The sequence below is a fragment of the Xanthomonas prunicola genome (genome assembly GCF_025266575.1).
In the GTDB taxonomy this organism is placed as follows: Bacteria; Pseudomonadota; Gammaproteobacteria; order Xanthomonadales; family Xanthomonadaceae; genus Xanthomonas; species Xanthomonas prunicola.
In genome coordinates this window covers 4447282-4469487 of record NZ_CP096142.1, presented here as the reverse complement: position 1 = coordinate 4469487, position 22206 = coordinate 4447282, and the positions used below count along the sequence as shown (strand labels likewise).

Below are 22206 nucleotides of genomic sequence, written 5' to 3'. Positions count from 1 at the left end.
ATTGCCTGCCTCAACGCACCACGCGCAACGGCGGCTTGCGTCCCTTGCCACCACCCTTCTTTCCACCGCTGCCACCAAATGGCGACTGGCCACGCCAATAGCGGATCATCAGCCAGCCGAACAGCATGCCGCCCAGATGCGCGAAGTGGGCAACACCGGGCTGCCAGCCGGTTGCGCCGAGGAACAGTTCGATCGCACCGAACACGATCACGAATGTGCGCGCCTTCATCGGAATCGGCGGGAATAGCAGCATCACGCGCTGATTCGGGAACAGCATGCCGTAGGCCAGCAGCAAGCCAAACACACCGCCCGACGCGCCCACCACCGGCGCACCGCTTTGCGTGAACCAGGCCATCAACAGCTGACACACGCCGGCACCGGCCGCACAGACCAGGTAATAGGTCAGAAAGCGTTTCTGGCCCCAGGTCTGCTCCAGCGGCGCGCCGAACATGAAAAGCGCCAGCATGTTGAAGAACAGGTGGTTGAAGCCGCCATGCAGGAATGCGTAGGTCAGCAACTGCCAGGGCATGAAGCTGGCGCCCGGCGAGAACGCATCGAATCCGTTGGACAGCGGCCACAACATCAGCCACGACAACACGCTGTCCGATGGCAGCACGCCGGCACCCAGGTCGCCCACCGCCCACTGCAGCAGGAACAAGCCGATGTTGGCGATCAATAATGCTTTGGTGATGGGCGGCAGTTGAGGCATGGCGGCATCCTTCGGAGTGCTGCCGATGATAACGGCAAGCTTATGAAGGCCCCCATACGGCCGCATCCAGGCGCTGCGCGGCACTGGCACGGCGCACACGGCCCCGTTCCACCTGGACGCCTTCGGCGCGCAGGCGCTGGCATTGCTCGCGATAGCCCGCCGAGCCGTCGGGCAAGGCGATCCGGCCATCGCTGCGCAAGACGCGGTGCCAGGGCAGCTGCGGGTCATCGTGACCACTGAGCACGTGCGCCACCAGCCGCGCACGGCCCGGCAAGCCGGCGCGCCGAGCAACTTCCCCGTAACCGGCGACCTCGCCCACGGGAATCGCACGGATCACCTCAAGAATCCGCAGCCGCGCCTGCTCGCCAGACAGCGCCTGCTCCTTGGAGCCGGCGCGCGTAGCAAGGCTGGCAGATGGGCTCGGCGTGAGATGGCGAGATTGGAACATCGCACAAGCATGCCAGGTGATGGGTGTGCGTGTGCGCATCGAACCCTTCATGCGAAGGGAAAGTTGCAAGCCCTCTCCCATCGGGAGAAGGTAGCGCGCAGTGCCGGATGAGGGTGCGGCTACCATCCCATAGCGCAGTCTGGCATTGATCGCGGCATCGCCTGATGCACCGCCACGTGGCGACCAACCATCGATTCGCGACAGCGACGCCACCGTTCCTCAATGCATCAACACAATCTCTTCGGACGAAGTGGGATGAATCGCCACGGTCTCGTCGAAGTCGCGCTTGGTCGCGCCCATCTTCACCGCTACTGCAAAGCCTTGCAGCATTTCGTCTGCGCTCTCGCCCAGCAGATGCAGGCCGACCACACGCTCTGCTTCGCCCGCGCACACCAGCTTGAACAGACTGCGCTGCGGCGCATCGGCCAGCGCGTGTAGCATCGGGCGGAAGTTGCTGCGATAGACGCGCACCTCGCCGTTGTAACGCGCGCGCGCCTGTTCCTCGGTCAGCCCGACAGTGCCAAGCGGCGGGTGCGAAAACACCACACTTGGCACGCCTTCGTAGTCCATCCGCGCATCCGGTTGATTGCCGAACAGGCGGTCCATCAACTTGCGACCCGCAGCGATCGCCACTGGCGTCAGCCCGACCTTGCCGCCGACATCGCCGATCGCGTGAATATTCGGCACGTTGGTGGTCTGCCCGTCGTCCACTACCACTTCGCCCTTATCGCCGAGTACTACACCTACCGTGTCCAGGCCCAGCCCGGCGGTATTGGCGCGGCGGCCTGCCGCAAAGAACACCTTGTCGAAGACATCGTTGCCCTGCTCGCGCGGATGCACGGAATGACCACGCACGCGCAGCGCCCCCTGCGCATCGCGCTCCAGCGCCGTCGTGGTGAAACCGAAATGCAGCCGCACGCCCAGATGACGCAGGTTGTCGGCCAACTGCAAGGTCAGTTCCGCATCGAAGCGCTCCAGCAAGCGTTCGCCTTGTACGAACAGATGCACGCGACTCCCCAGGGCCTGCAGCAGCCCGGCGATTTCGACCGCGATATATCCCCCGCCGATGATCGCGACCTGCTCAGGCGCATGACAGAGATTGAAGAAATCGTCGGAGACTTCGCCATGTTCGGCACCCTCCACGTCCGGGCGCAGCGGGTGTGCACCGGTGGCGATCACGATGTGCTCGGCGGTCACCGGCACGCCGTCGCTGCCCATGATGGTGTGGCGGTCCTGCAACACACCGCGTTGCGGGATCAACACCACACCATCTTCATTGAGGCGGCGTCGATAGCTGGCGTGGATATTGGCGATATATCCCTGCCGATGCGTGACCAGCTCCTGCCAGGCCAGCGTCGGGCGCGACACCGCAAATCCCAATGCCCCTGCCAACTCGATCTTGCCGGCCAGATCGGCCGCCAGCCACATCGCCTTTTTCGGCACGCAGCCGAGGTTGACACAGGTGCCGCCCAAGTCGCCGGGTTCCATGATCGCAACGCGCACGCCATGTTTTGCTGCACGAAATCCTGCGGCAAGGCCGCCAGAGCCGCCGCCCAGAACCACCACGTCGTAGTCGTAACGCGCACTCATGCGAAACGCTCCGCCCGGTAAGGATGCGGGTCCAGCGCAGGTGCGCGGCCCGTGATCAGGTCTGCCATCAATTGTCCGCTTGCCGTGCTCATGCTGATGCCGAGCATGCCATGCCCGGCTGCGAGCCAGACGTGAGGATGGCCCGGCACTGCGCCCAATACCGGCAGGTCGTCCCAGGTCATCGGCCGCCATCCGTACCAGCGTTCGATCACGGCAGGACCGCACGGCGCATGCAGGTACTCGGCCGCCGCGCGCTCCAATGCTGCCAGGCGTGTGGCGTTGAGCTGCGTATTGCGCCCGGAAAATTCCATCGTGCTGCCGATGCGCAGGCGGTCGCGCCACGGCACCACGAACACCCAGCGGTCCTTCAACACTACCGGGCGACGCGGCATCAGCGGCGGCGCACTGTAGGTGATCGAATAGCCTTTGCCAGCCTGCACCGGCAAGCGCAGGCCAAGTTGCGCCGCCAACACCGGTGACCACGGCCCGGTCGCGATGACCACCTCGCGCGCATAGCGCTTGCCATGCTCGGTCTGCACGCAGGTTCCAGCTGCATCCGGCACGAGGGCCTGCACACGGCAGTGCGCATCGATCGCCACGCCATGCGCGCGCAGCACTCTCGCCAGCTCAGCGGTGTAACGCTCCGGGCGCAGATGCGCATCGCCAGGGAAATGGATCGCGCCGACAATACCATCGCAAAATGCGGGATCCTGGCGCACATAGTCCGCACCATCGATCACCTCTGCCCGGATGCCCCACTGCGCCAACAGTGCGCATTCTTCGCGATACTGCGCAAAGCGACGCGCGTCGCCGAACACATAATCCAGCCCGTCGCTGCGAAATTCGCAGTCCAGCGCATACCGTACCACCCACTCGTCGAAGCGCTGCCGCGCATCGTGCAGCAACGCCGCGCGCGCATACGCGCTGGACTGCCAATCCCCTGCATTGCAACGCTGTGCAAAGCGCAGCAGCCAGCGCCATAACCCGGGATCCAGACGTGGCGGGATATACAGCGGCGCATCCGGGGTGAACATCCATTTCACTGCCTGCGCAAGCATGCCGGGCGCCGCCAGCGGCGGTGCATGGCTCGGTGTGATGGTGCCGCAATTACCGTAAGAGGTCGCTGCACCGGGCGCACCGGCATCGAGCACACGTACTTGCCGACCCGCTTCGACAAGTGCCAGCGCGGTGGCCAGGCCAATCGCGCCCGCGCCAATCACCACCACATCATCGCGATCGGTGCGCATGCAGGCGCTACCCGGCGCGCTTGGCGTTGCGCCACATCGGCGGAATATGCAGATAGGTCACGCTGCGCCACAGCCATTCCATCGGCCCGAAGCGGAACCAATGCAGCCAGCACCGGCTCAGCAGCACCTGCAGCGCGAACACCACCAGCGCGAACGGCAATTGCCACACACGCGGCAGCTGCTCGAAATAACCCAGACCGTAGCTGTAGAAGATGCCGGTGCACACCAGCGATTGCAGCAGATAGTTGCTCAATGCCATCCGCCCCGCTGGCGCAACCCACGACAGGCGCGGTGCTAAACGCACCACCCATGCGGCATAGCCCAGGCACATCAATGGCCCGGCGATCAGCGACAGCGCGAAGGCACAGGACAGGCGCATGTCCAGCCGCGCCGGATCGATCCACGGTTCCACTGCATAACTTGTCAGCATCACACCCAGCCCGAGCGGCAACACGGCATAGCGCAGTGTTGCAAACAAGCGCGGGAAGCGCTCGGGCGCGGCGATCGCGCCGCTGCGTACGAACCAGCTACCGAGCAGGAACATGCCGAACATGGACGGGCCATTGATACTGAGGCCGGTCATGGCCTCCTGAAAGTCATGCCATCGCTGCACCGTTGCCTGCAGATAGGTGCCGCTGCCGAATGCGGCGCGCTGCGCCTGTACATTCGCCAGTGCCTGCTGCGCGGCATCGGCCATCGCCGCTTTCCACTGCACCGTCGCGGCAGGATCGGCCTGCGCCAGTTCGCTGGCCACGCCATACAGCAGGGTCAATCCAGGTGCGCACAGGTACACCAACGCGGCCAACCACGGCAGCGTGACCGTTGGCACGTTGCGCGCGCTCAGTAGCAGCAACGCCAGCAGCGCATAGGTCACCAGAATGTCGCCGGACCACACCAACAAGGTATGGGCAAGGCCGATTGCCAGCAGCGCCACGGTGCGACGTAGATACAGGCCGAAGAATGCGCGCCCGGCCTGCGCGGCGCGCTGCGCCATCACCGCAACGCCCATCCCGAACAACAACGAAAACAGCGTGTAGAACTTGCCTTGCACGAACACATAGACCAGCGCATCGGCAACACGGTCGGCACCATGCCAATGCGGATCGACGCCGGTCATGGCCAGATCAAGCGGCCCGACGAAGGCTTCCATGTTCATCAGCAGGATGCCCAGCAGCGCCACGCCGCGCAGGACGTCCAGCACGACGATGCGCTCGGTCGCAGCAATGGGAAACAAGGCGTTGCGGGATGTCATCACGGCTCAGGCAACCAGGTGCGGCGGCGCGCGCCGCAGAATGCAAACGGCCCGCCGGTGGGGCGAGCCGTCAGGAACAGCAATCACGCAAGCTCGGCGACACACCGATGTGGAGGGACGAGCAATGCGTGGATCTTATGCAACGTCGCAGCGCCCAACGCCTGACATACGACAGTTGGGCACCCGTGCGCTGTCGACCCAACTCGCGCGCAACCACATTCCTGCTCGATCTCAGTGGTGATGACCGCCGTCACCGTGCACATGGCCATGGTCGCGCTCTTCGGCGGTGGCTTCACGCACTTCGATGATTTCCACGTCGAAATGCAGGTCCTTGCCGGCCATGGGGTGATTGAGGTCCACATCGACCACGCTCATGCCGACCTTCTGCACGGTGACCGCACGCGGGCCGAAGTTGGTCTGCAGCACGACCTGGGTGCCGGGCACCAGCTTGGTGGCGCCGAAATGCTTCTTGGGCACGCGCTGACTCAGGCCTTCGCGGTATTCGCCATAGGCGTCGGCCGCCTTGACGTCCACGCCGAAGCTCTCGCCCGCTTGCTTGTCCATCATGGCCGCTTCCAGGCCCGGGATGATGTTGCCGTGGCCGATCATGATCGCCAACGGGTCACGCTCCTTGGAGCTCTCGATCGGCTCCTGGCCGATCTCGGAAACGGTGTAGTGGAAGCGGACGACGCTGTCTTTTTCGATCTTCATGCCTGGCTCTGAATGAGGCTGCCCGGTGGCAGACGGTGGAAGACGGCTTGTCGGCCGCCGGGTGCGCCGCCATCATGGCGACCTTTCGAACCGCTCATTATCCCGGCTCCATGCATATCACGCCAGTTTTCGCCGCCCGCCGCCGGCGCGTCGCGGCCAGCCTGTTGCTGGGCCTGCTGCTCTTGGGCGGTTGTTCGTCGCAAGCGCCGGTCCGGCGCCCAGCCACACCACCGCCGGCATCGCGCGTATGGCCGCAGGTCCCCCCGGCCGACCCGGCCGCTGCCAACAACATCTTGATGCGCGCGTTGGGGCTGGTGGGCACGCCGTACCGGTTCGGCGGCAATACGCCGGAGACCGGCTTCGACTGCAGCGGGCTGGTGACCTATGTTTACAAGGACGTGCTGGCCCTACCACGCACTTCGCGCGAGCTGGCCGCGATCCAGGGCCCACGCATCCCGCCCGAGCGACTTGCCACCGGCGATCTGGTGTTTTTCGGCTCCGGTGGCAGCGTGACCCACGTCGGCATTTATGTCGGTGAAGGCCGCTTCGTGCATGCTCCCACCACCGGTGGTACGGTCCGCTTGGATTTTCTTGATGGCGCCTACTGGCGCGACCATTATTCAGGTTCAAAGCGGGTTTTACACTGAAATGTGACGTGCATCACAAGTCACAAAACGGAAATTTAACTTTTTTTGAACGTAACGATTGTTTCACCAAGGCATCATCTCGCATCGACAGCAGAACTGTGATTCCCGCGTGACGAACGACGAACAGACCAAAACTGGCGCCGCACCGCTTCCGCCCCGGAAACCGCTCCGCCTGCTATGCGCCACCGCTCTCTGGCTTGCAGCACTTCCCGCGTTGGCTCAGACCGCTAACAGCACACCGCCCGCTCCGCAGACGACCACGCCAGACAGCGCCGTCGCCGCCGAGAAAGCCGCAACCCGTAGCCGCGCCGACGCCGCTGCTACCGCAACACTGGCCGCCCTGCTTCCGCACCTGGCCGCCAATGACGCTATTCCTCTGATGGACCGCTCGGCGATGTTCGCTGGCGACCTCAGCCGCCTGCTCGCCAATTATGATGTTTCGCAGAGCGCGGCCAATGCTGCCCAGAATGCCGTGGCCGATAGCCGCGTGCAGGTGATCCTGCAGCGCGCCATGGCGCTGCTCGGCACCCCGTACGTCTGGGGCGGCGAGTCCACCGAAGGATTCGACTGCAGCGGCCTGGTCGGCTACGTGTTCAAGACCGCGCTCGGCATCGACCTGCCGCGCGTCTCGCGCGACATCGCCCGCGATGAATCAGCCGAACTGATCAAGGACCCGAGCGCGCTGAAGGCTGGCGATCTGGTGTTCTTCGGCAAGCGCGGCCGTATCGACCATGTCGGCCTGGTGGTCGGCGACGGCAAGTTCCTGCACGCACCCAGCCGCGGCAAGGACGTGCGGGTGGACTCGCTGGCGAGTGGCTACTGGAGCGAGAAGTTCATCCAGGCGCGCCGGGTGCTGTAACGCCCGATTGCTTCGGCTCAGTCATGAAAGGCCGCGACGATCTCGCGGCCTTTTTGTTGCACGGGCTGGGCCGCTCCTTCATGCGCCCGCCGCGTGGCATGTACCAGCGCATACAGGCACACGTGCCAGGCAAACCAGCTGCAGGCTGCATCTGCCACATCGGCTGCCATCGGGCAGATGATGTCCCGGCGCGCACAATGCCGGTTATTGCGAGGTATCGGCCCTGTAATGCGCCATGGTGTCCTCGATCCCCTTGCTCAACTCCATCACCTTGAGCGCGTATTCGGCCAGGCGCTGATCTTCCGGCGTGTCGGGACGCCAGGACGGTACTTCCACCGGGGTGACGCCGTCCGGGTCCATCGCCACAAACACGATGATGCAATGGGTGCACAGGCGCGAATCGCCGCCCATCGGGCTGCGCGCGCGCACATCGATGGCGAAATGCATGCTGCTGCGCCCGGTGTAGACCAGCTTGGCCGACACCGCCACCAGATCGCCGATGCGTACCGGCGCCACAAAGCGGATGCCGCCCACCGCCACCGTCACGCAGTAATGCCCACTCCAGCCGCTGGCCGCGGCAAAGCCGACCTGGTCGATCCACTTCATCACCACGCCGCCATGCACCTTGCCGCCGAAGTTGACGTCGCTGGGCTCGGCCAGAAAACGAAATGTCAGATCACGCTGTTGGCCAATCACTGCACGCTCTGGTCAAGGGATGAGCCGAAAGTGTGCCATGCGCGCGCGTTGAAGGGATTCGCCCCGCGCACTCGGATGCGCCAACGCACAACGCACCCCTGCGCCTGCCTTGCAGGTCTCCCGCGCCCACAACATGTTGTTACGACGCCTCCACACAGCAAAAGTGCGCGCCGCAGGCCTTTGAGCGATCGCTTGCGCGCTCGGCACCGGCAAGCTCCTCATCGACCACCGGTTCCTGGACATGTGGCACCTCTGCCGCCAAGCGCGTGCACGCGTCATCGAAAGTCACCTACCCTCGGCATCCGGGCAAGGCTGCCGGCAGCAGGAGGCATCGCATCATGTCGGACCGAAGACGATTCACCATCGAGCATGCACGGCGGCATCTGGAACGCGACGGTTGGCCGCGCCTGCAGATGAGCGCCATCGTGTTGCTCACCGCGACAGGCGGGCTGCTGGCCTCGTTCCTGCTGCGCAATGCCGGCGTGGACGCGATGGTGGTGCGCTACCCGATGGCGACGCTGGTTGCCTATGGCCTGTTCCTGCTGCTGATGTGGGCATGGGTGCGATGGCGCAACGATGTGGATGGCGAGTTGGTGAGCGACTGCGTCGATCTCGGCAGCAGCGCGGCGCAAGACACCTCGGGATGGGCCGGCAACGGCGGCAACTCCAGCGGCGCAGGTCGTTCGGGCATGTGGAGCGCGCCATCCGGATCCGTCTCGGATGCTTCGGGCGACGGCGCACTCCCGGACTTCATCGATGGTGAGGTTGGTCTGCCGATCCTGGCGCTATTGGCAGTGCTGGCCGCGGCCGCAGTCGCCATCGTTGCTGCCGCTTGGGTGGTGTGGTCGGCGCCGGTATTGATGGCCGAGCTTCTGGTGGACGCGGCACTGGCAGGCGGGCTGTATCGCCGCATGCGCGGCGTGCAGGTGCAAGGCTGGTGGTGGTTATGCGTTCGCCACACGCTGTGGCCGCTGCTCGGCGTGCTGATGTTCTTCATCGTGGTCGGCGCAGTCGCCCAGCATACGGCGCCGCACGCAACGACATTGCTGGAAGCCGTGCAGGCGCGATGACGGCGCCGAGTTACTGCCCCTGGTTGTCCTGCTTGCGAAGACATAACCATGGGAAATGCGGTTGCCGCAGCTTGAGCATGCGGCGCATGCGCGCGCGCAGCTGGCGCGGATCGAACAGCCACTGCACTGCGAACGGGTCGAAGACGGCGTAGGTGTGCTGGTGATACTGCTCGGCCAATGCCGGCACGCCCAGGCCGGTGAAATAGCGCAGGCTGCGTGCAGCGCTTTGGTCGGCACGTTGCCGGTCTGGATACAGCGGGCTGTCGAGGATGTGCAACTCGCCACCGTCGCGCAGCTGCGCAAGCAGGTGGCGTACCAGGGCGGCAGGATGCGGAAAATACTGGATGCACGCCGGCACCACGATGACGTCGAAGACATCGTGCGGCAGCGCCACGGTCTGGATGTCGGCAGCGACGAAACTCAGGCGTTCCTCGTGGCCGAACACGCGTGCGGCTTGGGTGAGTTCGGTGCGATTGACGTCGATGCCGCAGACGTCGCGCTGCAGCGACTGCGCCAGCAAACGCGATAGCCAGCCATTGCCGCAACCGAGTTCAAGGATGGCGCCTGCGCTGCCACGCGCCTGCAGGTGCTGCATCAGTAATCTGCTGGACAGCGCGCGCACCTGCCATTCCAGGCTGGCACCGAGCTTGCCGCTGGGACGCGGCAGGCTGCGCACCTGCGCATCGGTGTAGAGCCGGCCTTCCTTGCGCCGGATCTCCAGGTAGTGCTGCTCGAACGGGTGGTCGTGCAAACCGCGCTGCACGAACACGCCATCGACGCTCTCTAACTCGGGCAGTTGCTGCAGCCGTTCGCGCAGCATGGGAAATCCGGCACGCATGCAACAGCCTCAGCGCAGTGGACTGGCACTGTCTGCAGGCGGATCTTCCAGCCCGACATTGGTCGACGCCGCGTCGTAGATGCTCTTGTCGAGCAAGCCGGTTTCCTTGGCCACCAGCACCGGCACCAGCATTTGCCCGGTGACGTTGGTCATGGTGCGCATCATGTCGAGGATGCGATCGATTGCATACAGATAGCCGATCACTTCCAGCGGCAGATTGGCCGCACTCAGCACCACCGTGGCCATGATCACCGCGGTTCCCGGCACACCGGCGGTGCCGAAGCTGCCCAGCACCGAGGCGATCAACACCACGAAGTATTGGTTGGCCGTCAATGGCACGCCGGTGTATTGGGCGATGAACACCGCGCACAGCGCCGGGTAGATCGCCCCACAACCGTCCATCTTGATGCTGGCGCCCAGCGGCACCGCAAACGCGGCGTAGTCCTTGCTGACCCCCAGATTGTGGGTGATCGAACGCATCGCCACCGGCATCGCGGCAAAGCTCGACGAACTGACGAAGGCCACCTGCATGCCAGGCGCCGCACCACGGAAGAACTTCCACGGATTGAGCCCGTGCGCCAGTAACAGGCTGCTGTAAACCACCAGGATATGCAGGGCGCAGGCCACATACAGCGCGAGCACGAAACTGCCGAACGGCAGCAGTTTCGAAAAACCGTAGCTGCCCACCAGGCCGGCAATCAGGCCGAAGGTGCCCAGCGGGGTCATCTCCAGCACGAAGCGCGTCACCTGGATCATGATGTCGCTCAGCTGCCCGGTGAGCTTGCGCGCCTCGGCCACCCGCTCGCCGAGCTTGACCATCGCAAAGCCGAGCAACGCGGCAAAGAAGATCACCGGCAGGATCGACCCGCGCCCGGCAGCCAGCACGGTTTCGCCGGCCGCATTGGTCTTGGTGCCGATGCCGGTCAATGCATAGAACGGGTTTGACGGCACCACGTCCAGCAACACTTTGATCGGGCTGGGCACATCGCGCGGCGTCCACGCCGAGTCCACGCTCAGGCTGAAATGCCCTGCGCCCGGCTGCATGATCGTGCCCACCGCAAGGCCGATGCCGACCGCCAGCGCGGCAGTGATCACGAACCACAGGAAGGTGCGGCCGCCGAGCGCGGCGACGGATTTTTGCCCGTGCAACGACGAGATCGCATTGATCACCGCAAAGAACACCAGCGGGATCGCGATCATCTTGATCAGGGTGACGTACAGGTCGCCGAGGGGGCCGAACCACACATCGGCCGCCGGGCCCATCAACGCCCCGGCAATCGCGCCGAGAACGAAGCCGGCCACCACGCGCTGCCAGAACGGAATGCGCAACCAGGCCGCAACCAGTTTCATGTCGTCGAATCATCCGGGGAGAGTGCATGCACCTTAGCGCAGGCCTGCTTTGCCCGCGAGACCACGACTGGAACAGCAGCGTGTCATCCGTGCGACGGACCCGGGCCGGCATAATGGCAGCTGATTCAGTCACGAGTTCGAACCCGATGCGTTACCGCCTGCCTATCCTCGCCGCCCTGACCACGCTGTGCGTCGCCGCCTGCGCCTCCACCGCCGGGAGCAGCGCCTCCGCACCTGCGTCGGTCCGCGTCGAGGTGCCGCCGGTGACGCATCCGGCCGGCGAGACCCCGCAGTGGTGGTACCGCTCCGGCGCCGCACGTGCGGCCGGCAATGGCGCCATGGCCGGCAAGGCGCGCAACGTCATCCTGTTCCTGGGCGACGGCATGAGCCTGACCACGGTGGCGGCCGCGCGCATCCTGGATGGCCAGCGCAAGGGCGGCCCCGGCGAGGAGAACCTGCTGTCCTGGGAGCAATTCCCCGCTACCGCCTTCAGCAAGACCTACAACACCGATTCGCAGACGCCGGATTCGGCCGGCACCATGACCGCGATCACCACTGGTGTGAAGTCGCACATGGGCGCGATCGGCGTCAGCAGCGGCAACCGCAGCGACTGCGCCGACAGCCTGGGCAAGGGCTTGTTGAGCTGGCTGCAGCTGGCCGACAGCGCCGGCATGGCCACCGGTGTGGTCACCACGACCCGCCTGACCCACGCCACCCCGGCGGCGACCTACGCGCATTCGCCGGACCGCAACTGGGAAAACGACACCGACCTGCCCGAGTCCGCGCGTACCGCCGGCTGCCAGGACATCGCCCAGCAGCTGTTGTCGACCGCGCGCTACGGCCGCGGCCCGCAGGTGGTGCTGGGCGGCGGCCGCAGCCAGTTCCAGACCGTGCAGGAGCGCGACCCCGAGTACGACGACAAGGTGGGCCTGCGCCTGGACGGCCGTGACCTGGTTGCCGAATGGAAACAGGCGCATCCGCAGGGCGCGTATGTCTGGAACGAGCAGCAACTGCAGGCCGCCACCAGCGCACCCGCGCTGCTGGGCCTGTTCGAGCCGGACCATATGCAGTTCGACCACGACCGCAACCGCTCCCCGCAGGGCGAGCCCAGCCTGACCGAAATGACCCGCACCGCGATCCAGTCGCTGTCGCGCGATCCCAACGGCTTCGTGCTGATGGTCGAAGGCGGCCGCATCGATCACGCCAACCACGCCGGCAATGCCTACCGCGCGCTCGATGAAACGGTGTCGCTGTCGGATGCGGTGCGCACCGCCGTGCAAACCGCACCGGCCGACACGTTGATCGTCGTCACCGCCGACCACTCGCATACGCTCAACTTCGTCGGCTACCCGGTGCGCGGCAATCCGATCCTGGGCAAGGTCCGCGGCACCGGCGGCGAAGAAGGCGACCGCAGCCAGCTGGCCACCGACCTGGCAGGCCAGCCCTACACCACCCTCAGCTACGCCAATGGCCCCGGCCACACCGGCGCGACCAATGCACAGCCGGCCGGACCGAAAAAGTACCCGCACGAACCCAGCAGCAGCGAGCCGGCCCACGGCCGGCCCGACCTCACCCATGTCGACACCGAAGCGCCCAGCTACATGCAGGAAGCGCTGGTACCGACCAAGTCCGAAAGCCACGGCGGCGAAGACGTCGGCATCTGGGCCACCGGCCCGGGCAGCGCGGCGTTCCGCGGCACGCTGGAAGAGAACGTGATCTACCACGTCATCGTCCAGGCCACCCCGCGTCTGCGCGAGCGCTTGTGCAAGGCCGGCACCTGCGATGCCGCCGGCGTGCCTGTCGAGTTGCCCAAGCCGACCACCTTCGAGACGGCGGTCAAACGCTGATGCGCAGGCGGCGCTGCGGCGATGGTAGACAAGCCGCCGCATGATGCGGTCGCCGCATCGCCGGTCAACCCACCTGGCTTGCGTTGCAGCAGCGATGGGCGGTGAGGCCTGGGACAGCCCGCAGCAGCGGGTTGAGTGCTTTGCGACGGGAATGGCCGCAGGGCATCGCTGCGGTGACCGCAGACAGCAACGCGATGTCCGAGTCGCGGAAGCTGCGCACCGGTGTTCGAACTGCATCGCGCAGGGAACGACGGGATTATCGATGACACACCAGCAACAAGCGTGGCAGGCAGGCCACCGTTCGGCAATCGCGCAGCGCGTGCAGCCGCCGCTCGCCCGCCGCGCAGTATGGGTCGCAGGATTGCGCCTGTGCTGACCGACACCCCGCTACTGCTGCCCGCCACCCCGCCCGGCCCAGTACTGCTGGCCTACAGCGGAGGGATGGATTCCAGCGTGCTGCTGCATTTGCTGGCGGCCATGCCGCGTTATCGCCAAGCAGGATTGCGCGCGCTGCATGTGCATCACGGGCTGCATGCCGATGCCGACGCCTGGGCCACGCATTGCCAACGCACCTGCGCTGCGCTGCAGGTACCGTTGCAGATCGTGCAGGTGCACGTCGAGCGCGATAGTGGCCTTGGTCTGGAAGCAGCAGCGCGCAACGCGCGCCACACCGCATGCGCGCGCGCACTTGCCGCTGGCGAGTGGCTGGCGCTGGCGCACCATCGCGACGATCAGGCCGAAACGTTCCTGCTGCGTGCGCTGCGCGCTTCCGGCCCGGAAGGGCTGGCGGCGATGCGCCCGCAGCGTCCGTTCGCCAACGGCACGCTGTGGCGCCCGCTGCTGGCGTACACCCGCACCGATCTGCTCGCCTATGCGCTCGCACAAGAGTTGCGCTGGATCGAAGATCCCAGCAACGCCAACCCACGCCACGACCGTAATTTCCTGCGCAGCCAGGTGTTGCCGTTGCTGCAGCAACGCTGGCCGCAAGCAGCCGATGCGCTGGCGCGTAGTGCGCAACTGAGCGCCGATGCCAGCGCATTATTGCTGCTGCAGGACATGGCGTTGTTGCCAAGCGTGCGTACCGCAAGCGGCGCGCTGGATCTGCACGCGTTGCGTGCGCAACCTAGCGAACGAAGGGCACGGCTATTACGCGCCTGGGTGAGCGCGGCGCACGCGCCGCCACTGCCTGCGCAAGGCGTGGCCGCACTGGAACGCGAAATCGACAATTCCGCCGCAGATCGGCAGGCGTGCTTCGCATGGCAGCAGGTAGAAGTCCGCCGTTGGCGCCAGTGCCTGTTTCTGCATTACCCCGTTGCGGCCTGGCCGTCGAACTGGCAAGCGTCGTGGGATGGCACAGCACCGCTGCAATTGCCCGATGGTGCACAGTTACGGTTGCATGGCGCGCCGGGTCTGCGTTTTGCGCAACCGCTGCTGGTGCGCGCGCGCCAGGGCGGCGAGCGCATCGTGTTGCCACGGCGCTCGCATTCGCATCGCCTCAAACATCTGCTGCAGGCGCTCGATCTACCGCCATGGGAACGCGAGCGCCTGCCGATCCTGTGGCAAGGCACGCAGGTGCTTGCCGCCGGCGATTGCATCATTTCCGGCAACTTGGACGCATGGTTGCAGGCGAACGCCGCATCGCTGCAATGGTGGGCAGCTGCCGATCCGAATTGACCCGCCTGCGCGCGCGCCGCACACTTTAGCGATGGCCAAGAAGTCCTTGAACGAAACGTCCCCGGTTGCCCGCTTCGAACAGTCGCTGGAAGAACTCGAGCAACTGGTGCAAAAGATGGAAGTCGGCGATCTGAGCCTGGAGCAATCGCTCACGGCCTATGAGCGCGGCATCGGGTTGTACCGCGATTGCCAGCAGGCGCTGGAACAGGCCGAACTGCGCGTGCGCCTGTTGACCGACCCTGCGCGCCCCGAGCTTGCCGAAGCCTTCGAACCGCCGTCGCTGGACGGCTGAGGTGAATTCGGCGCTGTTCGACCACTGGATCGCCCGCACCGAACGCAGCCTGGAGGCCGGCTTGCCGAGCGCCACATATGCGCCGCAGCGCCTGCATGCAGCGATGCGTCACGCGGTGCTGGGCGGTGGCAAGCGCATGCGGCCGCTGCTGGTCTATGCAAGCGGCGCATTGTTCGGTGCCGCCGAGGATCAGCTCGACACGCCCGCAGTGGCGGTGGAGCTGATTCACGCCTATTCGCTGGTGCATGACGACTTGCCGGCAATGGACGACGACGCGCTGCGACGCGGCCAGCCCACCGTGCATATCGCCTTCGATGAAGCCACCGCCGTTCTGGCCGGCGATGCCTTGCAGACGCGCGCTTTCGAATTATTGGCCACTGCATCGGCCAGCGCCGAACTGCGCGTGGGCTGGATGCAGAGCTTGGCCACCGCCGCGGGTGCGGCCGGCATGTGCGGCGGCCAGGCACTGGATATCGATGCGACTGGGCAACTGCAGTCGTTGCAGGACTTGCAACGTATGCATGCGCTCAAGACCGGCGCGTTGATTCGCGCGGCAGTGCGGATGGGCGCGCTCACCGGGGGCGCGGCGACGGCCGACCAGCAGCGCCTGGACGAATTTGCCGACGCGCTGGGCCTGGCCTTCCAGGTGCGCGACGACATTCTGGATGTGGAATCGAGCTCGGCGCAGTTGGGCAAGACCGCCGGCAAGGACGCAGCGCAATCCAAATCCACCTACCCCGCCCTGCTCGGGATGGACGGCGCCAAAGCGAAGCTGGCCGAGCTGGCCACGCGCATGCATGACGTGCTGCAACCCTATGGGCAACCAGGCGAGACATTGGCCAGCTTGGGCCGATTTGCGGTGGACCGCGCGCACTAGACGCAGCTGGCAACGCCTCTGCACATCGCAGTGAGGGGATGCGGCAGAGGCCGAATCGATCTTCGGCATCACCAGACGCCATGTCATGCGGTCGCATGGATGGCCATATATCCACCGTGCGTGACATAAAACGGACCCGCAGGACACGATTTGCGCACTCCGTGCGCCAGCGCACGGTCAGCCGCTGCAGTGCGATCTTCAAACCAGAGAACTTGATCACACATCGAAACTTTTCTTGCTTGCGTTTGTGTCAGTCACCAACACGCGCGAACCCGCAGCTCATGACGGAACACACATTTTTATGCTGAATTATCAACATCCATGCTATTTCAGCGCCACTCAGGGCCGTGCTACGAGCAAAAATATGCGCAATGAAACAACTTGTCGCGTCCGCTCGTCCTGCCTAGGTTTGGGGTGCCCGCATCCGCGGACATCCCCCGATCACACGGAGAGTCACTGGTGAAGAACGTTTTTCTCGCATCGTTTGCAGCAGGCACGCTGGCCGTTGTTGGCGTACTCGGATCGGCGCAGGCGCAGTCCGTGCGCGGCCCGGTTCCGTTGACCATCGAACTGTCGCCATTGGCCGACCAGGCTGGCCGCCATCAAGGCAAGATCGCCGTCACCGTTACCAATCACAGCAGCCAGACCGCACGCGTGCCGACCTATCAGCTGCCGCTGAAGTCGCTGGATAACGGCATTCTGGAAGTGAGCCGCGACGGCAAGCCGGTGGACTACACCGGGCGCCTGGTCAAGCGTGGCCTGCCCAAGGCGGCCGACTTCACCATCCTGCAGCCCGGCCAGAGTGTGAAGGGCGAGGTCGATCTGGCCGGCGCCTACGATCTGTCCACCAGCGGCAACTACACCATCCAGGTGCGCTCGGCGCTGCAGTACGCCTCCTTTTCCGACGGCAGCCTGATGAAGGCGGCCAACGGCGAGCCGGCGGTGGCCACCAGCACCCCGCTCACCGTGTGGCTGGACGGCGCACGCCGTGGCGTGCAGCGCCAGCTCGCGGTCGGCCCGACGGCCGTGGTCAACGGCATCAACTACCTCAACTGCAGCACCACCCGCACCAGCCAGGCCGGCAGTGCGGTCACTGCCGCGCGCAACTACTCGCAGAACGCGCGCAACTACCTCAACGCCGGCAGCACCGGCGCGCGCTACACCACCTGGTTTGGCACCTATAACGCCTCGCGCTACAGCCGGGTCAGCTCCAACTTCGTCAACATCGACAACGCGCTGGACCAGAACAATGGCCAGCTGACGATCAACTGCAGCTGCGAAGCGGATCTGGCGGATGCCTTCGCCTACGTCTATCCCAACCAGCCGTACGAGATCCATGTCTGCAACGCGTTCTGGAGTGCGTCGACCACTGGCACCGACTCCAAGGCCGGCACCCTGGTGCACGAGACCAGCCACTTCACCGTGGTGGCCGGCACGCAGGACCGCGTCTATGGTCAGTCCGGCGCGCGTAGCCTGGCGATCAGCAACCCGGCCCAGGCCATCACCAACGCCGACAGCCACGAGTACTTCGCCGAAAACACCCCGGCGCAGAACTGATCGCGTCATCGTCTGAAACGACAAAGGCCCGGCATCGCTGCCGGGCCTTTTGTTTCGCACCGCGCCGATTACTTGATCAGGCGCAGCGTGAACGGATAACGGTAGTGTTCGCCGTTGTTGGCCTTGACCGCGGCCAGGATGCAGAACACCAGACTGCCGATCCATACCAGGGTAGGCAGGAAGAACAGGATGCCGAACGACACCATGGTCAGGATCACCGCCACGATCATGGCCAGGACCACCGTGATCTGAAAATTCAATGCTTCCTTGGCCTGATCGGTGGCAAAGGGTTTGGACGGGCTGGCGTCCTTGCTGATGAGCCAGATCACCAGCGCGCCGACGAAGTAGGTCACCATGCCCAGCAGATGTGCGGCCAGCGCCAGGGTGCGCTCCTCCGACGGCGTGCTGGTGCCGACCGGCGGCGGTGGCGGTACGGCGTGCGATTCGAATTCGCTCATCATGTCTCCCCATGCATGGTTGTGGTGCGGCGGACTATAGCAACGATTCAGCCAGCCACCAGTGCGGAAAGGCACGGGCAGGCGGTCTTGCCGTGGCTGCAATGCGCAGCGCAATGGCGGACAGGATGCCCTCGATTACCGCGACGGGCGCTGCCTGCAACACGGAGATATCGGATTTACCGACGCCGCAAATCGCGCAGGTAGCGCTCGCAAGTAGCGCGTGCCTTCGCATGCCCCATATACGTTTGCGCATCGTTCGTCAGAGGCAGCGGGAGCGAATGCTGACACGCCTTCTTCGCCGCTACTTGCACGCACGTTGTGCGCAAGCGCCTGCTCGCGACGCTTGCACCCACCCGCACGCTGCCCGCTTGAAAACCGGCTACCTCGGTACCGCCGACGTCGCTCAGCTGTCGCCGGCCACCGTCATGCGGTTGATCAGCACCGAGCCGATCTTGACGTGCGAACGCGGGTCGACATCGCTGCCCACCGCTTCGATGCCGGCGAACATGTCGCGCAAATTTCCGGCGATGGTCAGGCCATCGACCGGGTAGGCGATCATGCCGTTCTCGATCCAGAAACCGCCGGCGCCGCGCGAATAATCGCCCGTGACGGGGTTGACGCCGTTGCCCATCAGTTCGGTGACCAGCAGGCCGCGCGACATGCCGGCAATCATCGATGCCAGATCGCCTGCGTTGGCAGTGACCTGCAGGTTATGCACGCCCCCCGCATTGGCGGTGGTCTGCAGACCCAGCTTGCGTGCCGAATAACTGCCCAGCACATAACGCTGCAGCACGCCGTCGGTGATCAATGCCGAGCGCCGCGTCGCCACGCCTTCGCCATCGAACGCCGCCGAGCGCAGACCGCGGCGCAGGTGCGGCAGCTCTTCGATGTTGAACCAGTCTGGAAACAGGGTGGTACCCACGCTGTCGAGCAGGAAGCTGGCGCGGCGATACAGCGCGCCGCCGGAGACCGCACCGAGTAAGTGACCGACCAGCGAGCGCGCCACTTCCGGCGCGAACAGCACCGGCAATTGGCCGGTGGGCAGCGAACGCGGCTGCAGGCGTGCCAGGGTGCGCTCGGCAGCATGACGGCCGATCGCATCCGGTGCTTCCAAGTCTTCGCGCGCCAGTGCGCTGCTGTACCAGCCATCGCGCTGCATACCGTCGCCCTGCCCGGCAATCAGCGCGCAGCTGATCGAATGGTGGGTGCCGCGCTCGCGGCCGATGAAACCGTGCGAATTGGCGTACACCGACAGGCTGAGCCCGGTGCTGGCCGAGGCGCCATCGGAATTGCTGATGCGCGCGTCGGCGTCGCGGCCGGCGGTTTCGCAGGCCAGCGCCAGATCCACGGCGGTATCGGCATCCAGTGCCCATGGGTGCCAGCTATCCAGTTCTGGGAATTCGCGCGCCATCAACTCCGGGTCGGCCAAGCCGCTGGCCACGTCGTCTTCGGTGAAACGGGCGATCGCGCAGGCCTGCGCCACGGTGGATTCCAGGCTGGAATCCTGCAGGTCGGCCGTGCTGGCACTGCCCTTGCGCTTGCCGAAGTAGACCGTGACCGCAATGCCGCGGTCGCGGGTGGATTCGACCGTCTCCACATCGCCCAGCCGCACATTGACGTCCAGACCACGCTCTTCGCTGCAGCTCACTTCGGCCTGGGTGGCGCCGGCCGCGCGCGCGCGCGCGAGCAGGCGCTGCGAGATGTCAGTGAGCGCGTCGAGGCGCTGCAGGCTGTCGTCGATGACACGGATTTCGGAGGAGAGTGCGTTCAATGCTTTATCCTTGGAAACGCGGATCCGTCCGCCAAGCCCGGCCATCCATGACCGGAGTGTTTGAATTCAGTGCGGAGTGTTCCGCCGACGCCCGGCCGTTCGAGGCCGGAGATGTTTATCAACCAAGTTTCGGGATGTAGTGGCAATGCGCGGACGCGATGAAGACACCGGTGAATTTCGCGGCGCCAGCCGTAGCCAGCAGCGGCGCGAAGCGCTTGAGATTTTCGACCTGGGCGAGAAGCTGGTCGCGCTGACCCCGGCGCAGCTGGCCAAGTTGCCGGTACCCGAATCGCTGATCCCGCATATCGAAGAGAGCAAGCGCATCACCTCGCATATCGCCCACAAGCGGCAACTGGCGTTTCTGGCCAAGCACATGCGCCGCGAGGACGAGCAGACCCTGGCAGCGATCCGCGATGCGCTGGACGCCAACAGCGACACGGCGCGCCGCGAAGTGGCGGCGATCCATCGGGTCGAGCGCTGGCGCGAACGCCTGCTCGCCGACGGCGACGTGGCGCTGGCCGAACTGCTGGAAGCCTACCCGGCGGCCGACCGCCAGCAACTGCGTCAACTGGTCCGCAACGCGATCCACGAACGCGCCAAAAACAAGCCTCCGCGTGCCTACCGCGAACTGTTCCAGGTGCTGCGCGAGCTGTCTCAAGAGTCGGGATCGGAGAGTGGGGATTCGGGATTGGAAGACGAATCGGCATCGGAAGGCGACGAATAGGGATCTGCCCGATCCATCGAACCCCGTAACGGCCATCGCGGCCATCCCGGCCGTTGCGATTCTCCAATCCCGATTCCCGAATCCCGGCATCTCAGGCCTGCGTTCCGCCGACCGTAATGCCGTCGATCAACAGCGACGGCTGGCCGACGCCGACCGGCACGCTCTGCCCGTCCTTGCCGCACACGCCCACGCCTTCATCCAACGCCAGGTCGTTACCGATCATGCGCACTTTCTGCATGGTCTCCGGGCCGTTGCCGATCAACGTAGCGCCCTTCACTGGCGCGGTAACCTTGCCGTCTTCGATCAGGTAGGCCTCGGTCGCCGAGAACACGTACTTGCCGCTGGTGATGTCGACCTGGCCGCCGCCGAAGTTCACCGCATAGATGCCCTTCTTCACTGAGCGGATCATCTCTTCCGGGTCGTGCTGACCGGCGCGCATGTAGGTGTTGGTCATGCGCGGCATGGTCAGGTGGGCAAACGATTCGCGGCGGCCATTACCGGTGGGCGCCACGCCCATCAGGCGCGCGTTGTGGGTGTCCTGCATGTAGCCCACCAGCACGCCGTCTTCGATCAGCGTGGTGCACTGGCTGGGCGTGCCTTCGTCGTCGATGTTGAGCGAGCCGCGACGGCCGTCCAGGGTGCCGTCATCGACGATGGTCACGCCCGGCGATGCCACGCGCTCGCCCATGCGGCCGGCGTAGACGCTGGTGCCCTTGCGATTGAAGTCGCCTTCCAGACCGTGGCCCACCGCCTCGTGCAACAGCACGCCGGGCCAGCCCGGGCCGAGCACCACCGGCATCACGCCGGCCGGTGCCGGGATCGCATCCAGATTCACCAGCGCCTGGCGCAGCGCTTCGCGCGCAAAACCTTCCGGGCGGCCGTCGGCAAACAGTTCGGCATAGCCGTAACGCCCGCCGCCGCCGGAATAACCGGATTCACGACGGCCGCCGTGTTCGACGATCACCTGCACGTTCAAACGCACCAGCGGGCGCACATCCGCTGCCAGCACGCCGTCACTGCGGGCGATCAATACCGTATCCACGCCGCCGGACAGACTCACCATCACCTGTTTGACGCGCGGGTCGGCAGCACGCAGAAACTGGTCGATCCGTCGCAACAGGTCGACCTTGGTGGCGCTGTCCATGTCGTCGATCGGGTCGGTGGCCGGATACAGCGCGCGGCCACTGCCGCGCACCAGCGAGCGCGTGGATTGCGCTCCACCTTCACGCGAGATCGCGCGCGCGGACTGCGCCGCTTCGAGCAGCGCATCGCGATGGATGTCGTCGGAATAGGCAAAGCCGGTTTTCTCGCCAGCGATCGCGCGCACACCGACGCCTTGTTCGATGGAATGCGCACCGTCCTTGACGATGCCGTCTTCCACGCTCCAGCTCTCGCGCCGCGAATGCTGAAAATACAGGTCGCCGAAGTCGATGCCCGGGCCCAGCAGGGCACCGAAGGTGCGGTCCAGATGGCCGGCATCCAGGCCGGAAGGAAGCAGCAGCCGGGTTTCGGCCAGAGTGAGAGCGTTATCGGTCATGTGGTCAGGATGGGGCCCGCGCGCCGGGGAGACAAGTCGTTCCGCTGAACAT

Annotated in this window: 21 protein-coding genes; 9 read left to right on the top strand and 12 right to left on the bottom strand. The window is 65.3% G+C overall.

Annotated features, from left to right (window positions below):
- Positions 1-10 precede the first annotated feature (10 nt).
- From M0D43_RS19115 to M0D43_RS19090, 6 genes are all read right to left on the bottom strand, one after another.
- A complete protein-coding gene (locus tag M0D43_RS19115) occupies positions 11-709 on the bottom strand; it encodes a rhomboid family intramembrane serine protease (RefSeq protein WP_252162621.1) in 699 nt (232 codons plus the stop codon).
- 40 nt (positions 710-749) lie between these two features.
- On the bottom strand, positions 750-1157 hold the full coding sequence (locus M0D43_RS19110; protein ID WP_260807481.1) for an MGMT family protein: 408 nt from the start codon (positions 1155-1157) through the stop codon (positions 750-752).
- Between the two features lie 219 nt (positions 1158-1376).
- A complete protein-coding gene (gorA, locus tag M0D43_RS19105) occupies positions 1377-2747 on the bottom strand; it encodes a glutathione-disulfide reductase (protein ID WP_260807480.1) in 1371 nt (456 codons plus the stop codon).
- The gene (locus M0D43_RS19100) at positions 2744-3994 is read right to left on the bottom strand and encodes an NAD(P)/FAD-dependent oxidoreductase (protein WP_260807479.1); all 1251 of its coding nucleotides are present in this window, start codon (positions 3992-3994) and stop codon (positions 2744-2746) included. The genes gorA and M0D43_RS19100 overlap by 4 nt, the downstream gene beginning before the upstream one ends.
- A gap of 7 nt (positions 3995-4001) precedes the next feature.
- Positions 4002-5246, bottom strand: coding sequence for a DUF418 domain-containing protein (locus M0D43_RS19095; RefSeq protein WP_252162618.1), 1245 nt, complete (start codon positions 5244-5246; stop codon positions 4002-4004).
- 231 nt (positions 5247-5477) lie between these two features.
- On the bottom strand, positions 5478-5957 hold the full coding sequence (locus M0D43_RS19090; protein WP_252162617.1) for an FKBP-type peptidyl-prolyl cis-trans isomerase: 480 nt from the start codon (positions 5955-5957) through the stop codon (positions 5478-5480).
- 110 nt (positions 5958-6067) lie between these two features.
- Here M0D43_RS19090 and M0D43_RS19085 point away from each other — a divergent pair, with 110 nt between their 5' ends.
- Complete coding sequence (locus tag M0D43_RS19085) at positions 6068-6604, top strand: C40 family peptidase (protein ID WP_260808293.1); 537 nt, start codon at positions 6068-6070, stop codon at positions 6602-6604.
- Between the two features lie 109 nt (positions 6605-6713).
- A complete protein-coding gene (locus M0D43_RS19080) occupies positions 6714-7463 on the top strand; it encodes a C40 family peptidase (protein WP_252162616.1) in 750 nt (249 codons plus the stop codon).
- A 204-nt stretch (positions 7464-7667) separates the two neighbouring features.
- On the opposite strand, the gene M0D43_RS19075 is transcribed toward M0D43_RS19080, so the two are convergent.
- Entirely contained in the window at positions 7668-8159 is a 492-nt protein-coding gene (locus tag M0D43_RS19075; protein ID WP_101361478.1) for an acyl-CoA thioesterase, read from the bottom strand.
- A 338-nt stretch (positions 8160-8497) separates the two neighbouring features.
- Between M0D43_RS19075 and M0D43_RS19070 the strand changes: the two genes are divergently transcribed.
- Positions 8498-9229: a hypothetical protein gene (locus M0D43_RS19070; protein WP_260807478.1), complete on the top strand. Its 732-nt coding sequence runs from the start codon at positions 8498-8500 to the stop codon at positions 9227-9229.
- A 10-nt stretch (positions 9230-9239) separates the two neighbouring features.
- Here the strand turns inward: M0D43_RS19070 and M0D43_RS19065 are convergent, their stop codons facing one another.
- Both M0D43_RS19065 and M0D43_RS19060 read right to left on the bottom strand, forming a co-directional pair.
- Positions 9240-10067 (bottom strand): class I SAM-dependent methyltransferase, encoded by an 828-nt coding sequence (locus M0D43_RS19065; RefSeq protein ID WP_252162613.1) that lies wholly within the window; start codon positions 10065-10067, stop codon positions 9240-9242.
- Positions 10068-10076: 9 nt separating this feature from the next.
- A complete protein-coding gene (locus M0D43_RS19060; RefSeq protein WP_252162612.1) occupies positions 10077-11417 on the bottom strand; it encodes a dicarboxylate/amino acid:cation symporter in 1341 nt (446 codons plus the stop codon).
- Between the two features lie 113 nt (positions 11418-11530).
- On the opposite strand from M0D43_RS19060, the gene M0D43_RS19055 reads away from it, so the two are divergent.
- The 5 genes from M0D43_RS19055 to M0D43_RS19035 all read left to right on the top strand — a co-directional run bounded on the left by M0D43_RS19055 (position 11531) and on the right by M0D43_RS19035 (position 17664).
- Positions 11531-13264, top strand: a complete 1734-nt coding sequence (locus M0D43_RS19055) for an alkaline phosphatase family protein (protein WP_252162611.1) — start codon at positions 11531-11533, stop codon at positions 13262-13264.
- Positions 13265-13633: 369 nt separating this feature from the next.
- A complete protein-coding gene (gene tilS / locus M0D43_RS19050) occupies positions 13634-14938 on the top strand; it encodes a tRNA lysidine(34) synthetase TilS (RefSeq protein ID WP_127167874.1) in 1305 nt (434 codons plus the stop codon).
- Between the two features lie 31 nt (positions 14939-14969).
- A complete protein-coding gene (locus tag M0D43_RS19045; RefSeq protein WP_003486852.1) occupies positions 14970-15230 on the top strand; it encodes an exodeoxyribonuclease VII small subunit in 261 nt (86 codons plus the stop codon).
- Between the two features lies 1 nt (position 15231).
- On the top strand, positions 15232-16107 hold the full coding sequence (locus M0D43_RS19040) for a polyprenyl synthetase family protein (protein WP_127167875.1): 876 nt from the start codon (positions 15232-15234) through the stop codon (positions 16105-16107).
- Positions 16108-16566: 459 nt separating this feature from the next.
- Entirely contained in the window at positions 16567-17664 is a 1098-nt protein-coding gene (locus tag M0D43_RS19035; protein ID WP_252162610.1) for a M35 family metalloendopeptidase, read from the top strand.
- Between the two features lie 68 nt (positions 17665-17732).
- Here M0D43_RS19035 and M0D43_RS19030 read toward each other — a convergent pair whose 3' ends face one another.
- Positions 17733-18197 (bottom strand): DUF4870 domain-containing protein, encoded by a 465-nt coding sequence (locus M0D43_RS19030; protein WP_252162609.1) that lies wholly within the window; start codon positions 18195-18197, stop codon positions 17733-17735.
- Positions 18198-18525: 328 nt separating this feature from the next.
- Entirely contained in the window at positions 18526-19893 is a 1368-nt protein-coding gene (gene pmbA, locus M0D43_RS19025; protein ID WP_260807477.1) for a metalloprotease PmbA, read from the bottom strand.
- 145 nt (positions 19894-20038) lie between these two features.
- Here pmbA and yjgA point away from each other — a divergent pair, with 145 nt between their 5' ends.
- The gene (yjgA, locus tag M0D43_RS19020; protein ID WP_252162608.1) at positions 20039-20617 is read left to right on the top strand and encodes a ribosome biogenesis factor YjgA; all 579 of its coding nucleotides are present in this window, start codon (positions 20039-20041) and stop codon (positions 20615-20617) included.
- 91 nt (positions 20618-20708) lie between these two features.
- Here the strand turns inward: yjgA and tldD are convergent, their stop codons facing one another.
- The gene (gene tldD, locus M0D43_RS19015; RefSeq protein WP_252162607.1) at positions 20709-22154 is read right to left on the bottom strand and encodes a metalloprotease TldD; all 1446 of its coding nucleotides are present in this window, start codon (positions 22152-22154) and stop codon (positions 20709-20711) included.
- Positions 22155-22206 lie beyond the last annotated feature (52 nt).

Coding starts and splice junctions, on each gene's coding strand:
- M0D43_RS19115 (WP_252162621.1), bottom strand. CDS start 709: ATGCCTCAACTGCCGCCCATCACCAAAGCATTATTGATCGCCAACATC.
- M0D43_RS19110 (WP_260807481.1), bottom strand. CDS start 1,157: ATGTTCCAATCTCGCCATCTCACGCCGAGCCCATCTGCCAGCCTTGCT.
- gorA (WP_260807480.1), bottom strand. CDS start 2,747: ATGAGTGCGCGTTACGACTACGACGTGGTGGTTCTGGGCGGCGGCTCT.
- M0D43_RS19100 (WP_260807479.1), bottom strand. CDS start 3,994: ATGCGCACCGATCGCGATGATGTGGTGGTGATTGGCGCGGGCGCGATT.
- M0D43_RS19095 (WP_252162618.1), bottom strand. CDS start 5,246: ATGACATCCCGCAACGCCTTGTTTCCCATTGCTGCGACCGAGCGCATC.
- M0D43_RS19090 (WP_252162617.1), bottom strand. CDS start 5,957: ATGAAGATCGAAAAAGACAGCGTCGTCCGCTTCCACTACACCGTTTCC.
- M0D43_RS19085 (WP_260808293.1), top strand. CDS start 6,068: ATGCATATCACGCCAGTTTTCGCCGCCCGCCGCCGGCGCGTCGCGGCC.
- M0D43_RS19070 (WP_260807478.1), top strand. CDS start 8,498: ATGTCGGACCGAAGACGATTCACCATCGAGCATGCACGGCGGCATCTG.
- M0D43_RS19065 (WP_252162613.1), bottom strand. CDS start 10,067: ATGCGTGCCGGATTTCCCATGCTGCGCGAACGGCTGCAGCAACTGCCC.
- M0D43_RS19060 (WP_252162612.1), bottom strand. CDS start 11,417: ATGAAACTGGTTGCGGCCTGGTTGCGCATTCCGTTCTGGCAGCGCGTG.
- M0D43_RS19055 (WP_252162611.1), top strand. CDS start 11,531: ATGGCAGCTGATTCAGTCACGAGTTCGAACCCGATGCGTTACCGCCTG.
- M0D43_RS19045 (WP_003486852.1), top strand. CDS start 14,970: ATGGCCAAGAAGTCCTTGAACGAAACGTCCCCGGTTGCCCGCTTCGAA.
- yjgA (WP_252162608.1), top strand. CDS start 20,039: ATGCGCGGACGCGATGAAGACACCGGTGAATTTCGCGGCGCCAGCCGT.
- tldD (WP_252162607.1), bottom strand. CDS start 22,154: ATGACCGATAACGCTCTCACTCTGGCCGAAACCCGGCTGCTGCTTCCT.